Source organism: Pseudomonas sp. CFBP 8771, from assembly GCF_014841695.1.
In the GTDB taxonomy this organism is placed as follows: Bacteria; Pseudomonadota; Gammaproteobacteria; order Pseudomonadales; family Pseudomonadaceae; genus Aquipseudomonas; species Aquipseudomonas baltica.
The window spans coordinates 241,541-255,583 of record NZ_JACYUJ010000003.1; the positions used below are offsets into that span (position 1 = coordinate 241,541).

General features: G+C 62.8%; 12 protein-coding genes. All 12 read left to right on the forward strand.

What is annotated here, in order from left to right:
- The first annotated feature begins 565 nt into the window (after positions 1 to 565).
- Positions 566 to 979: an NADH-quinone oxidoreductase subunit A gene (locus IFT80_RS08635; protein ID WP_043190089.1), complete on the forward strand. Its 414-nt coding sequence runs from the start codon at positions 566 to 568 to the stop codon at positions 977 to 979.
- Positions 980 to 989: 10 nt separating this feature from the next.
- Positions 990 to 1,664, forward strand: coding sequence for a NuoB/complex I 20 kDa subunit family protein (locus tag IFT80_RS08640; protein ID WP_122477749.1), 675 nt, complete (start codon positions 990 to 992; stop codon positions 1,662 to 1,664).
- Between the two features lie 79 nt (positions 1,665 to 1,743).
- A complete protein-coding gene (gene nuoC / locus IFT80_RS08645; RefSeq protein WP_122477748.1) occupies positions 1,744 to 3,531 on the forward strand; it encodes an NADH-quinone oxidoreductase subunit C/D in 1,788 nt (595 codons plus the stop codon).
- A 2-nt stretch (positions 3,532 to 3,533) separates the two neighbouring features.
- On the forward strand, positions 3,534 to 4,031 hold the full coding sequence (nuoE, locus tag IFT80_RS08650; protein WP_122477746.1) for an NADH-quinone oxidoreductase subunit NuoE: 498 nt from the start codon (positions 3,534 to 3,536) through the stop codon (positions 4,029 to 4,031).
- Complete coding sequence (gene nuoF, locus IFT80_RS08655) at positions 4,028 to 5,386, forward strand: NADH-quinone oxidoreductase subunit NuoF (RefSeq protein WP_122477744.1); 1,359 nt, start codon at positions 4,028 to 4,030, stop codon at positions 5,384 to 5,386. Before nuoE ends, nuoF begins: the two co-directional genes overlap by 4 nt.
- Before the next feature lie 130 nt (positions 5,387 to 5,516).
- Positions 5,517 to 8,234, forward strand: coding sequence for an NADH-quinone oxidoreductase subunit NuoG (gene nuoG / locus IFT80_RS08660; RefSeq protein WP_192137300.1), 2,718 nt, complete (start codon positions 5,517 to 5,519; stop codon positions 8,232 to 8,234).
- Complete coding sequence (gene nuoH, locus IFT80_RS08665; RefSeq protein ID WP_122477741.1) at positions 8,231 to 9,238, forward strand: NADH-quinone oxidoreductase subunit NuoH; 1,008 nt, start codon at positions 8,231 to 8,233, stop codon at positions 9,236 to 9,238. Before nuoG ends, nuoH begins: the two co-directional genes overlap by 4 nt.
- A gap of 11 nt (positions 9,239 to 9,249) precedes the next feature.
- On the forward strand, positions 9,250 to 9,798 hold the full coding sequence (nuoI, locus tag IFT80_RS08670) for an NADH-quinone oxidoreductase subunit NuoI (protein ID WP_122477739.1): 549 nt from the start codon (positions 9,250 to 9,252) through the stop codon (positions 9,796 to 9,798).
- A 9-nt stretch (positions 9,799 to 9,807) separates the two neighbouring features.
- Positions 9,808 to 10,305 (forward strand): NADH-quinone oxidoreductase subunit J, encoded by a 498-nt coding sequence (gene nuoJ, locus IFT80_RS08675; RefSeq protein WP_049860090.1) that lies wholly within the window; start codon positions 9,808 to 9,810, stop codon positions 10,303 to 10,305.
- 4 nt (positions 10,306 to 10,309) lie between these two features.
- Positions 10,310 to 10,618 carry an NADH-quinone oxidoreductase subunit NuoK gene (gene nuoK, locus IFT80_RS08680; protein WP_043190115.1) on the forward strand — a complete coding sequence of 103 codons (309 nt, stop codon included), beginning with the start codon at positions 10,310 to 10,312 and terminating at the stop codon, positions 10,616 to 10,618.
- The gene (gene nuoL / locus IFT80_RS08685; RefSeq protein WP_192103450.1) at positions 10,615 to 12,468 is read left to right on the forward strand and encodes an NADH-quinone oxidoreductase subunit L; all 1,854 of its coding nucleotides are present in this window, start codon (positions 10,615 to 10,617) and stop codon (positions 12,466 to 12,468) included. Before nuoK ends, nuoL begins: the two co-directional genes overlap by 4 nt.
- A gap of 39 nt (positions 12,469 to 12,507) precedes the next feature.
- On the forward strand, positions 12,508 to 14,040 hold the full coding sequence (gene nuoM, locus IFT80_RS08690) for an NADH-quinone oxidoreductase subunit M (protein ID WP_185793200.1): 1,533 nt from the start codon (positions 12,508 to 12,510) through the stop codon (positions 14,038 to 14,040).
- Positions 14,041 to 14,043 lie beyond the last annotated feature (3 nt).

Below are 14,043 nucleotides of genomic sequence, written 5' to 3' on the forward strand. Positions count from 1 at the left end.
GCGTCTGTGGGACGAGGTGCCTGTGCGGCAAGGTAAATGTGGGAGCGGGCTCTGCCCGCGAAGAATTCGGTGCGGTGTACCCGCCAGACCGCAGCGTCACCTTCGCGGGTAGAACCCGCTCCCACAGGGTCATCGTCGCTTCCACAGGGATGGGTGTTGAATCCAAAGCCGCCGCATGCAGTTGCCGGCGGCTTTTTTATGCGTCCGATTGATCCAGCGCAATGCCAGCAACCGAATAAGCGGGTAAAACACTGCGCACAGTTAATTGAGCCAACTTGCATGGTCAATCCAAGACGCTAAATGATATTAGTTATCATTAAGATATTCGCGTACTCACGGTAAAAGCTTGGCCTGCTTGATATTTTCGTGTTTCACCCACCTAAATCCTCTCAGTGAGCTACATTGAATAAGCCTATGTGCGTGATGATACGAATTAATTTGCGATCCGAAATTTACTTGCCCGGCTTTTACCCATAAAATCATCGCGATTGATTCTGCTGCGACATATCGTCACTGCGACACTTCATTCAACCCAGAGGCCCCGGCCCCTGCCAAGGAAACCAGCATGCCCGATTCGACAGGACTCATCGCCCACAACTGGGGCTTTGCCATCTTCCTTCTCGGTGTTGCCGGTCTGTGTGCGTTCATGCTCGGGCTCTCCAGCCTGCTGGGCAGCAAAGCCTTCGGACGCAGCAAGAACGAACCTTTCGAATCCGGCATGCTGCCGGTCGGCAGCGCCCGCCTGCGCCTTTCCGCCAAATTCTATCTGGTCGCGATGCTGTTCGTGATCTTCGATATCGAAGCCCTTTTTCTCTTTGCCTGGTCTGTGTCCGTCCGCGAAAGCGGCTGGACCGGATTCGTCGAAGCTCTCGTTTTCATAGCAATTCTGTTGGCAGGTCTTGTCTACCTGTTCCGAGTGGGCGCCCTTGACTGGGCACCGGAAGCTCGTCGCAAGCGGCAGGCGAAGCTGAAACAATGAGGCTTTGGCAATGCAATACAATCTCACCCGGATCGACCCCGATGCTCCCAACGAGCAGTATCCCATCGGCACCAGGGAAACTGTTTCCGACCCCCTAGAAGATCAGGTTCACAAGAACATCTTCATGGGCAAACTCGAAGACGTCCTCAGCGGCGCGGTCAACTGGGGTCGCAAGAACTCCCTGTGGCCGTACAACTTCGGTCTTTCGTGCTGCTACGTGGAAATGACCACGGCCTTCACGGCACCCCATGACATCGCCCGCTTCGGCGCCGAAGTCATTCGGGCCTCGCCGCGTCAGGCCGACTTCATGGTCATCGCCGGCACCTGCTTCATCAAGATGGCGCCGATCATCCAGCGCCTCTACGAGCAGATGCTCGAGCCCAAGTGGGTCATCTCCATGGGTTCGTGCGCCAACTCCGGTGGCATGTACGACATCTACTCGGTGGTCCAGGGGGTCGACAAGTTCCTCCCCGTGGACGTCTACGTGCCTGGCTGCCCGCCGCGCCCTGAAGCATTCCTGCAAGGCCTGATGCTGTTGCAGGAGTCGATTGGCCAGGAGCGTCGCCCGTTGTCCTGGGTCGTCGGTGATCAAGGCGTCTACCGCGCCGAGATGCCGTCGCAGAAGGAACAGCGCCGCGAACAGCGTATTGCGGTAACCCACCTGCGCAGCCCCGACGAAGTCTGATCCAGCGTTTGTCACGCCTGCCGATGCAGGCCGAGAACCCCTGGCTTCACACCGTAGTTGACCGATAGCGACCGAGACCATGACAACAGCGGACACCGCTCTGTATATCCCGCCCTACAAGGCTGACGACCAAGATGTGGTCGTCGAACTGAACCAGCGCTTTGGCCCCGAGGCGTTCCTCGCCCAGGAAACCCGTACCGGCATGCCGGTGCTGTGGGTGGCCCGTGCCAAGCTGGTCGAGATCCTCACGTTCCTGCGCAACGTGTCCAAGCCGTACAGCATGCTCTACGACCTGCACGGCGTGGACGAGCGCCTGCGCACCCATCGCCGCGCCATCCCCGGCGCGGGCGACTTCACGGTGTTCTACCACCTGCTGTCGGTCGAGCGTAACAGCGACGTCATGCTCAAGGTGGCCTTGAACGAAGGCGACCTGAACCTGCCGACCATCACCGGTATCTGGCCCAACGCCAACTGGTACGAGCGTGAAGTCTGGGACATGTTCGGCATCGACTTCGCCGGTCACCCTCACCTGTCGCGCATCATGATGCCGCCGACCTGGGAAGGTCACCCGCTGCGCAAGGACTACCCGGCGCGCGCGACCGAGTTCGACCCCTACAGCCTGACCCTGGCCAAGCAGCAGCTGGAAGAGGAAGCCGCGCGCTTCAAGCCCGAGGACTGGGGCATGAAACGCTCCGGGACCAACGAGGACTACATGTTCCTCAACCTGGGCCCCAACCACCCTTCCGCGCACGGTGCATTCCGCATCATCCTGCAGCTGGACGGCGAAGAAATCGTCGACTGCGTGCCCGACATCGGCTACCACCACCGTGGTGCCGAGAAGATGGCCGAGCGCCAGTCGTGGCACAGCTTCATCCCCTACACCGACCGCATCGACTACCTGGGCGGGGTGATGAACAACCTGCCCTACGTGCTGGCCGTCGAGAAGCTGGCCGGCATCAAGGTGCCGCAGAAGGTCGACACCATCCGCATCATGATGGCCGAGTTCTTCCGCATCACCAGCCACCTGCTGTTCCTGGGTACCTACATCCAGGACGTCGGCGCCATGACCCCGGTGTTCTTCACCTTCACCGACCGCCAGAAGGCCTACACGGTGATCGAAGCCATCACCGGTTTCCGCCTGCACCCGGCCTGGTACCGCATCGGTGGCGTGGCTCACGACCTGCCGCGCGGCTGGGAGAAGCTGGTCAAGGACTTCGTCGAATGGCTGCCCAAGCGCCTCGACGAATACACCAAGGCTGCGCTGCAGAACAGCATCCTCAAGGGCCGTACCATTGGCGTCGCCGCCTACAACACCAAGGAAGCCCTGGAGTGGGGCGTCACCGGTGCCGGGCTGCGCTCCACCGGTTGCGATTTCGACCTGCGCAAGGCGCGTCCGTATTCGGGCTACGAGAACTTCGAGTTCGAAGTGCCGCTCGCGCACAACGGCGATGCCTATGACCGCTGCATGGTCCGCGTCGAAGAGATGCGCCAGAGCATCCGCATCATCGACCAATGCATGCGCAACATGCCCGAAGGCCCGTACAAGGCGGATCACCCGCTGACCACGCCGCCGCCCAAGGAGCGCACGCTGCAGCACATCGAAACCTTGATCACGCACTTCCTGCAGGTTTCGTGGGGCCCGGTGATGCCGGCCAACGAATCCTTCCAGATGATCGAAGCGACCAAGGGCATCAACAGCTATTACCTGACGAGCGACGGCGGCACCATGAGCTACCGTACCCGCATACGCACCCCGAGCTACCCGCACCTGCAGCAGATCCCTTCGGTGATCAAGGGCAGCATGGTCGCGGACTTGATCGCGTACCTGGGTAGCATCGATTTCGTTATGGCCGACGTGGACCGTTAAGCATGAACAGCACGCTCATCCAGACAGACCGTTTCGCCCTGAGCGAAACCGAGCGCTCGGCCATCGAGCACGAGCTGCACCACTACGAGGACCCGCGCGCGGCGTCTATCGAAGCCCTCAAGATCGTCCAGAAGGAACGCGGCTGGGTGCCTGATGGCGCGCTGTACGCGATCGGCGAACTGCTCGGCATTCCGGCCAGCGACGTCGAAGGCGTGGCCACCTTTTATAGCCAGATTTTCCGCCAGCCGGTGGGCCGCCACATCATTCGCGTCTGCGACTCGATGGTCTGCTACATCGGCGGGCATGAATCGGTGGTCAGCGAAATCCAGAGCAAGCTGGGCATCGGCTTGGGCCAGACCACCGCCGACGGCCGCTTCACCCTGCTGCCGGTGTGCTGCCTGGGCAACTGCGACAAGGCCCCGGCGCTGATGATCGACGACGATACCTTTGGCGATGTCCAGCCCGCTGGCGTGGCCCAACTGCTGGAGGGCTACGTATGAAGCTCACCTCGTTCGGCCCGGCCAATACCATTGCCCGCGCCGCTGAAACCCATCCGCTGACCTGGCGCCTGCGTGACGACGGCGAGCCGATCTGGCTCGACGAGTACCAGGCCAAGGACGGCTACAGCGCCGCGCGCAAGGCATTTGCCGACATGTCGCAGGACGACATCGTGCAGACGGTGAAGGATTCCGGCCTCAAGGGCCGCGGCGGTGCGGGCTTCCCCACCGGCGTCAAATGGGGCCTGATGCCCAAAGACGAATCCATGGACATCCGCTACCTGCTGTGCAACGCGGATGAAATGGAGCCCAACACCTGGAAGGACCGCATGCTGATGGAGCAGCAGCCTCATCTGCTGATCGAAGGCATGCTGATTTCCGCGCGCGCGCTGAAGGCCTACCGTGGCTACATCTTCCTGCGCGGCGAATACACCACCGCTGCCAAGCACCTGAATCGTGCCGTACAGGAAGCGAAAGCCGCCGGCCTGCTGGGCAAGAACATCCTGGGCTCGGGCTTCGACTTCGAACTGTTCGTGCACACCGGTGCCGGCCGCTACATCTGCGGTGAAGAAACCGCGCTGATCAATTCGCTGGAAGGCCGCCGCGCCAACCCGCGGTCCAAGCCGCCCTTCCCCGCCGCCGTGGGCGTGTGGGGCAAGCCGACTTGCGTGAACAACGTCGAAACCCTGTGCAACGTGCCGGCCATCGTCGGCAACGGCATCGACTGGTACAAGGCCCTGGCCATGCCGGGCAGTGAAGACCACGGCACCAAGCTGATGGGCTTCTCCGGCAAGGTCAAGAACCCCGGTCTGTGGGAACTGCCGTTCGGCATCACCGCCCGCGAGTTGTTCGAAGACTATGCCGGCGGCATGCGCGACGGTTTCACGCTCAAGTGCTGGCAGCCAGGCGGCGCCGGCACCGGTTTCCTGCTGCCCGAGCACCTCGACGCGCAGATGTACGCCGGCGGCATCGGCAAGGTCGGTACCCGCATGGGCACCGGCCTGGCCATGGCCGTGGACGACAGCGTCAACATGGTGTCCCTGCTGCGCAACATGGAAGAGTTCTTTTCGCGCGAGTCCTGTGGCTTCTGTACCCCTTGCCGCGACGGCCTGCCGTGGAGCGTCAAGCTGCTGCGCGCCATCGAGACCGGCAACGGCCAGCCGGGGGATATCGAAACCCTGCTGGGCCTGGTCGGTTTTCTCGGCCCCGGCAAGACGTTCTGTGCGCACGCGCCCGGCGCCGTGGAGCCCTTGGGCAGCGCGATCAAATATTTCCGTGCCGAGTTCGAGGCGGGCATCAAGCCCGTCACGCCGGGCAGCCTGACCCAGGTGGCCACACCCACCATGGCCGGCGCCTGACCAACAGCACGTCCGGCGGCCCGTGCCGCCGGTATCGCCCGTTGACGCGCCCTTTCCGGCTGCGCCGGGCGAACGACAAGATTTCCATTAGCCACGCCCGCTGACAACGGGCCAACGAAGAACTTGAACCATGGCCACTATCCACGTAGACGGCAAAGCGCTCGAGGTCGATGGCGCAGACAACCTGTTGCAGGCCTGTCTGTCGCTGGGCCTCGACATCCCGTATTTCTGCTGGCACCCGGCGCTGGGCAGCGTCGGCGCCTGCCGCCAGTGCGCAGTCAAGCAATACACCGACGAGAACGACACCCGTGGTCGCATCGTCATGTCGTGCATGACACCCGCCACCGACAACACCTGGATCTCCATCGAAGACGACGAATCCAAGGCGTTCCGCGCCAGTGTCGTCGAATGGCTGATGACCAACCACCCGCACGACTGCCCGGTCTGCGAGGAAGGCGGTCACTGCCATCTGCAAGACATGACCGTGATGACCGGTCACAACGAGCGTCGCTATCGTTTCAGCAAGCGCACCCACCAGAATCAGGAACTGGGCCCGTTCATCGCGCATGAGATGAACCGCTGCATCGCCTGCTATCGCTGCGTGCGTTTCTACAAGGACTACGCCGGCGGCACCGACCTGGGCGTGTTCGGCGCCCACGACAACGTCTACTTCGGACGGGTCGAGGACGGCACCCTGGAAAGCGAGTTTTCCGGCAACCTCACCGAGGTCTGCCCGACCGGTGTGTTCACCGACAAGACGCACTCCGAGCGCTATAACCGCAAGTGGGACATGCAGTTTGCCCCGAGCATCTGCCATGGCTGCTCGAGCGGTTGCAACATCAGCCCGGGCGAGCGCTACGGTGAGTTGCGCCGCATCGAGAACCGCTACAACGGTTCGGTGAACCACTATTTCCTGTGCGACCGTGGCCGCTTCGGCTACGGCTACGTCAACCGCACCGACCGCCCACGGCAACCGCTGCTGGCCGAAGGCAACCGCAAGCTGAGCCTCGACGAGGCGCTGGACAAGGCTGCCGAGCTGTTGCGCGGCCGCAACATCGTCGGCATCGGCTCGCCGCGGGCCAGCCTGGAAAGCAACTACGCCCTGCTGGAACTGGTCGGTGCCAAGCACTTCTACAGCGGTATCGAAGCCGGCGAGCTGTCGCGCATCCGCCTGGCCTTGCAGGTGCTGCAGAACAGCCCGTTGCCGATCCCGAGCCTGCGCGAGGTCGAAGACCACGACGCGGTGTTCGTGTTGGGCGAAGACTTGACCCAGACCGCCGCGCGCATGGCGCTGGCACTGCGTCAATCGGTGAAGGGCAAGGCAGAGGCTATGGCCGAGGCCATGCGCGTTCAACCGTGGCTCGACGCTGCCGTTAAGAACATCGGTCAACATGAGCTGCATCCATTGTTCATCGCCAGCCTGACCGACACCAAGCTGGACGACGTCGCCGAAGAATGCGTGCACGCCGCGCCCGAAGACCTGGCGCGCATCGGCTTCGCCGTTGCCCATGCGATCGATCCCAGCGCACCCGCCGTCAGCGGCCTGGACACCGAAGCCCTCGAGCTGGCCCAGCGCATTGCCGATGCGCTGGTGGCCGCCAAGCGTCCGCTGGTCATCAGCGGCACTTCGCTGGGCTGCAACGCCCTAATCGAGGCGGCAGGCAACATCGCCAAGGCCTTGAAGGGTCGCGACAAGGCCGGCTCGCTGAGCCTGATCGTGCCGGAAGCCAACAGCATGGGCCTGGCAATGCTCGGCGGCGAGTCGGTGGACGACGCGCTGCAAGCCGTGATCGACGGTCATGCCGACGCATTGGTGATCCTGGAAAACGATTTGTACACCCGTGTCGATGCCGCCAAGGTGGACGCCGCGCTGAACGCTGCCAAGGTGGTCATCGTTGCCGATCATCAGCACACCCGCACCGTCGAGCGCGCCCATCTGGTCTTGCCGGCGGCCAGCTTCGCCGAAGGCGATGGCACCCTGGTCAGCCAGGAAGGCCGCGCCCAGCGGTTCTTCCAGGTGTTCGATCCGGTCTACCTGGATGCCAGCATTCTGATCCACGAAGGCTGGCGCTGGCTGCACGCGCTGCGCAGCACGCTGCTGAACCAGCCGGTGGACTGGACCCAGCTCGACCACGTAACCGCTGCGGTGGCCAACAGCGCTGCATCACTGGCGCGCATCGTCGATGCCGCGCCTTCGGCCTCGTTCCGCATCAAGGGCCTGAAGCTGGCCCGTGAGCCGTTGCGCTACAGCGGCCGCACGGCCATGCGCGCCAACATCAGCGTGCACGAGCCACGGACATCGCAGGATACCGATACCGCCTTCTCGTTCTCCATGGAAGGCTACTCGGGCTCGGCCGAGCCGCGTCAGCAGGTGCCATTCGCCTGGTCGCCAGGCTGGAACTCGCCACAAGCCTGGAACAAGTTCCAGGACGAAGTGGGCGGCCATCTGCGTGCCGGTGACCCAGGCACACGCCTGATCGAAAGCCAGGGCGACGGCCTGGGCTGGTTCGCCAGCGTACCGGCGGCCTTCTCGCCCGCTCGCGGCACCTGGCAGGCAGTGCCGTTCTATCACCTGTTCGGCAGCGAAGAAAACTCTTCCCGCTCCGCACCGGTGCAGGAGCGGATTCCGGCTCCCTACGTCGCGTTGGCCAAATCCGAGGCGGATCGTCTGGGCGTCAACGATGGCGCGCTGCTGAGCCTCACCGTCGCCGGCCGGGCCTTGCGCCTGCCGCTGCGCATCAGTGAAGAACTGGGCGCAGGCCTGGTGGGTCTGCCCGCTGGCCTGGCGGGCATCCCGCCGGCGTTTGCCGGCGCATCCGTCGAAGGCCTGCAGGAGGCAGCACAATGACCTGGTTCACCCCTGAAGTGATCGACATCATCATCGGTGTGGTCAAGGCCTTGGTCATCATGCTGGCGGTGGTCGTCTGCGGCGCGTTGCTCAGCTTCGTCGAGCGTCGCCTGCTGGGCTGGTGGCAGGATCGCTACGGCCCGAACCGAGTCGGTCCGTTCGGTATGTTCCAGATTGCCGCCGACATGCTGAAGATGTTCTTCAAGGAAGACTGGAACCCGCCCTTCGTCGACAAGGTGATCTTCACCCTGGCGCCGGTGGTGGCCATGAGTGCCTTGCTGATCGCCTTCGCGATCATTCCGATCACCCCCACCTGGGGCGTGGCGGACCTGAACATCGGGCTGCTGTTCTTCTTCGCCATGGCCGGCCTGTCGGTGTATGCCGTGCTGTTCGCCGGCTGGGCCAGCAACAACAAGTACGCCCTGCTGGGCAGCTTGCGGGCCTCCGCGCAGACCGTGTCGTACGAAGTGTTCATGGGCCTGTCGCTGATGGGCATCGTGATCCAGGCCGGTTCCTTCAACATGCGCGACATCGTCGAGTACCAGGCGCAGAACCTGTGGTTCATCATTCCGCAGTTCTTCGGCTTCTGTACCTTCTTCGTCGCCGGCGTGGCGGTGACTCACCGTCATCCGTTCGACCAGCCGGAAGCGGAACAGGAACTGGCCGACGGCTACCACATCGAATACGCCGGCATGAAATGGGGCATGTTCTTCGTCGGTGAATACATCGGCATCATCCTGATCTCGGCCTTGCTGGTGACGCTGTTCTTCGGCGGCTGGCACGGTCCGTTCGGAATTCTGCCGCAACTGTCGTTCGTCTGGTTCGCACTGAAAACCGCGTTCTTCATCATGCTGTTCGTACTGCTGCGCGCATCCATCCCGCGCCCTCGCTACGACCAGGTAATGGATTTCAGCTGGAAGTTCTGCCTGCCACTGACCCTGATCAACATGCTGGTGACCGCCGCGATCGTGTTGTTGAACACGCCCGCCGGCACGGTTCAGTGAGGAATTGACCCATGTTCAAATATATCGGTGACATCGTAAAAGGAACGGGCACGCAGCTGCGAAGCCTGATCATGGTGTTCGGCCACGGTTTCCGTAAGCGCGACACCCTGCAATACCCCGAGGAGGCGGTGTACCTGCCGCCGCGCTATCGCGGCCGCATCGTATTGACCCGCGACCCCGACGGCGAGGAACGCTGCGTGGCCTGCAACCTGTGCGCCGTGGCCTGCCCGGTGGGTTGCATCTCGTTGCAGAAGGCAGAAACCGAGGACGGTCGCTGGTACCCCGACTTCTTCCGGATCAACTTCTCGCGCTGCATTTTCTGTGGCCTGTGCGAGGAAGCCTGCCCGACGACCGCGATCCAGCTCACGCCGGACTTCGAGATGGCCGAGTTCAAGCGTCAGGATCTGGTCTACGAAAAGGAAGATCTGCTGATCTCCGGCCCCGGCAAGAACCCTGACTACAACTTCTACCGCGTAGCCGGCATGGCCGTAGCCGGCAAGCCCAAGGGCGCCGCGCAGAACGAAGCCCAGCCGATCAACGTGAAGAGCTTGCTCCCTTAAGGAAGAAAGATGGAATTCGCTTTCTATTTCGCGTCGGGTATCGCGGTGGTGTCCACCCTCAGGGTGATCACCAATACCAACCCCGTACACGCCCTGCTCTATCTGATCATCTCGTTGATCGCCGTGGCGATGACCTTCTTCGCCCTGGGTGCGCCGTTCGCCGGTGTACTCGAAGTGATCGCCTACGCCGGCGCCATCATGGTGCTGTTCGTCTTCGTGGTGATGATGCTCAACCTGGGCCCGGCCTCGGTGCAGCAGGAACGCGTGTGGCTCAAGCCGGGTATCTGGGCTGGCCCGGTATTCCTCGGCGCCTTGTTGCTGCTCGAATTGCTGTACGTGCTGTTCGCCAACCCCAGCGCTGCCGGTATCGGCCAGACCACAGTCGATGCCAAGGCGGTCGGCATCAGTCTGTTCGGTCCCTACCTGCTGGTGGTTGAACTGGCGTCGATGCTGCTGCTGGCTGCAGCCGTGACGGCGTTCCACCTCGGCCGTACGGAAAAGGAGTAAACAGATGCCCGCTATCCCTCTCGAGCATGGCCTGGCTGTCGCCGGCATCCTGTTCACCCTTGGTCTGGTCGGCCTGATGGTCCGCCGTAACATTCTTTTCGTGTTGATGAGTCTGGAAATCATGATGAACGCCTCTGCCCTGGCGTTCATCGTGGCGGGCGCACGCTGGGGCCAGCCCGATGGACAGATCATGTTCATCCTGGTGATCACCCTGGCCGCGGCCGAGGCCTCCATTGGCCTGGCGATCCTGATGCAGCTGTATCGCCGCTTCCACACGCTCGACATCGACGCTGCCAGTGAGATGCGCGGATGAACCTGATCTTTCTGACCTTCGTATTCCCGCTGATCGGCTTCCTGCTGCTGTCGTTCTCGCGCGGGCGCTTCTCGGAAAACCTCTCGGCGCTGATCGGCGTCGGCTCCATCGGCCTGTCGGCGGTGGTTGCCGCCTACGTTATCTGGCAGTTCAACGTCGCGCCGCCCGAGGGTGGCGTGTACACCCAACTGCTGTGGCGCTGGATGGCGGTGGATGGGTTCGAACCCAACTTCACCCTGTACCTGGACGGCCTGTCGATCACCATGCTCGGCGTGGTGGTAGGCGTGGGTTTCCTGATCCACCTGTTCGCCTCCTGGTACATGCGCGGTGAAGAAGGCTACTCGCGCTTCTTCGCCTACACCAACCTGTTCATTGCCAGCATGCTGTTCCTGATCCTGGGCGACAACCTGCTGTTCATCTACTTCGGTTGGGAAGGCGTGGGCCTGTGCTCGTACCTGTTGATCGGTTTCTACTATGGCAACCGCAACAACGGCAACGCAGCGCTCAAGGCGTTCATCGTCACCCGCATCGGCGACGTGTTCATGGCCATCGGCCTGTTCATCCTGTTCCAGCAACTGGGTACCCTGAACATCCAGGAACTGCTGGTGCGGGCGCCGGAACATTTCAAGGTCGGTGACTTCTGGATCGTGCTGGCCACGCTGATGCTGCTTGGCGGCGCCGTGGGCAAGTCCGCGCAGCTGCCCCTGCAGACCTGGCTGGCAGACGCCATGGCCGGCCCTACCCCGGTGTCGGCACTGATCCACGCCGCCACCATGGTGACCGCCGGTGTCTACCTGATCGCCCGGACCCATGGGCTGTTCGCCCTGGCCCCGGACATCCTGCATCTGGTCGGTGTGGTCGGTGGGGTCACGCTGGTCCTGGCCGGCTTCGCTGCGCTGGTGCAGACCGACATCAAGCGTATCCTGGCCTACTCGACCATGAGCCAGATCGGCTATATGTTCCTGGCCCTGGGCGTCGGTGCCTGGGACGGCGCGATCTTCCACCTGATGACCCATGCCTTCTTCAAGGCGCTGCTGTTCCTTGCCTCGGGTGCGGTGATCGTCGCCTGCCATCACGAGCAGAACATCTTCAAGATGGGTGGTCTGTGGAAGAAGCTGCCGTTAGCCTACGCCAGCTTCATCGTCGGCGGCTCTGCCCTCGCGGCCCTGCCATTGCTGACGGCCGGCTTCTATTCCAAGGACGAGATCCTTTGGGAAGCCTTCGCCAGCGGCAACAACGGCTTGCTGTACGCCGGCCTGGTCGGTGCGTTCATGACCTCGCTGTACACCTTCCGCCTGATCTTCATCACCTTCCATGGCGAAGCCAAGACCGAAGCGCACGCCGGCCACGGCGTTGCCCACTGGCTGCCGTTGGGCGTGCTGATCGTGCTGTCGACCTTCATCGGTGCCTGGATCCATCCGCCATTGGCGGGCGTGCTGCCGCAGAGCGTCGGTCATGCCGGCGGCGAGGCCAAGCACAGCCTGGAGATCGCCTCGGGCGCCATTGCCCTGGCCGGTATCCTGCTGGCAGCCATGCTGTTCCTCGGCAAGCGCCGCGTTGCCACGGCCGTGGCCAACAGCGGCATCGGCCGGGTGCTGTCGGCCTGGTGGTTCGCCGCCTGGGGCTTCGACTGGATCTACGACAAGCTGTTCGTCAAACCCTACCTGCTGATCAGCCACCTGTTGCGCAAGGACCCGGTTGACCAGGTGATTGGCTTGATCCCGCGTACGGCCAAGGGCGGCAACAACGCCATGAGCCGTACCGAGACCGGTCAGTTGCGCTGGTATGCCGCTTCGATGGCCGCTGGCGCCGTGCTGGTGCTAGGCGCCGTCGTGCTGGCGGCGGTCTGATATGAATCCTGTGACTTTGCGAAAGGAAACGAGCCCGTCATGATTTTGCCCTGGCTGATCCTGATCCCCTTCATCGGCGGCCTTCTGTGCTGGGTAGCGGAGCGCAGCAGCGCTACCCTGCCCCGCTGGATCGCATTGCTGACCATGTCCCTGGAACTCGCGCTCGGCCTCTGGCTGTGGGCCAATGGCGACTACACCCTGGCGCCTGCACCCGGCGCGGAACCTGTCTGGGCCTACGAGTTCAAGCTCAACTGGATCCAGCGCTTCGGCATCAGCGTGCACCTGGCGCTGGACGGCCTGTCGCTGCTGATGATCCTGCTCACCGGCCTGCTGGGTATTCTCTCGGTACTGTGCTCGTGGAAAGAGATCCAGCGCCACGTCGGCTTCTTCCACCTCAACCTGATGTGGATTCTGGGCGGTGTGGTCGGTGTGTTCCTGGCGCTGGACCTGTTCCTGTTCTTCTTCTTCTGGGAAATGATGCTGGTGCCGATGTATTTCCTCATCGCGCTCTGGGGTCACAGTTCCTCGGATGGCAAGAAGACCCGGATCTACGCCGCCACCAAGTTCTTCATCTTCACTCAGGCCAGCGGCCTGATCATGCTGGTGGCGATCCTGGGCCTGGTGCTGTTCAACTACAGCAACACCGGCGTGATGACGTTCAACTACAGCGACCTGCTCAAGGCGCAGTTGCCGGAACATGTCGAATACCTGCTGATGCTCGGCTTCTTCATCGCCTTCGCGGTGAAGCTGCCGGTGGTGCCGTTCCACTCCTGGCTGCCCGATGCTCACGCCCAGGCGCCTACCGCAGGTTCCGTGGACCTAGCCGGTATCCTGCTGAAAACCGCCGCCTACGGTATCCTGCGTTTCGCCCTGCCGCTGTTCCCCAATGCCTCGGCAGAGTTCGCACCGATCGCCATGACCCTCGGTCTGGTGGGTATTTTCTACGGCGCCTTCCTGGCGTTCGCCCAAAGCGACATCAAGCGCCTGATCGCCTTCTCCAGCGTCTCGCACATGGGCTTCGTGCTGATCGGTATCTACTCCGGCACCCAGCAGGCCCTGCAGGGCGCGGTGATCCAGATGCTCGCCCACGGCTTGTCGGCAGCGGCGCTGTTCATCCTCAGCGGCCAGTTGTACGAGCGCCTGCACACCCGCGACATGCGTGAAATGGGCGGGCTATGGTCGCGCATTGCCTACCTGCCGGCCATCAGCCTGTTCTTTGCCGCTGCCTCGCTGGGCCTGCCGGGCACGGGCAACTTCGTCGGTGAGTTCCTGATCCTGCTGGGCAGCTTCACCGTCGCCCCGTGGATCACCGCCATCGCCACCTCCGGGCTGGTGTTCGGTTCGGTGTACTCGCTGATCATGATCCACCGAGCCTACTTCGGCCCCTCCAAGTCGGACGCGGTACTGGCCGGCATGGACAACCGCGAACTGATCATGGTGCTGGGCCTTGCGGGCCTGCTGATTCTGCTTGGCGTCTACCCGCAGCCTTTCCTCGACACCTCCGCCGCCACCATGACCGGTGTGCAGCAGTGGTTCGGCACCGCCTTCACTCAACTCGCTTCGGCCCGGTAAGAG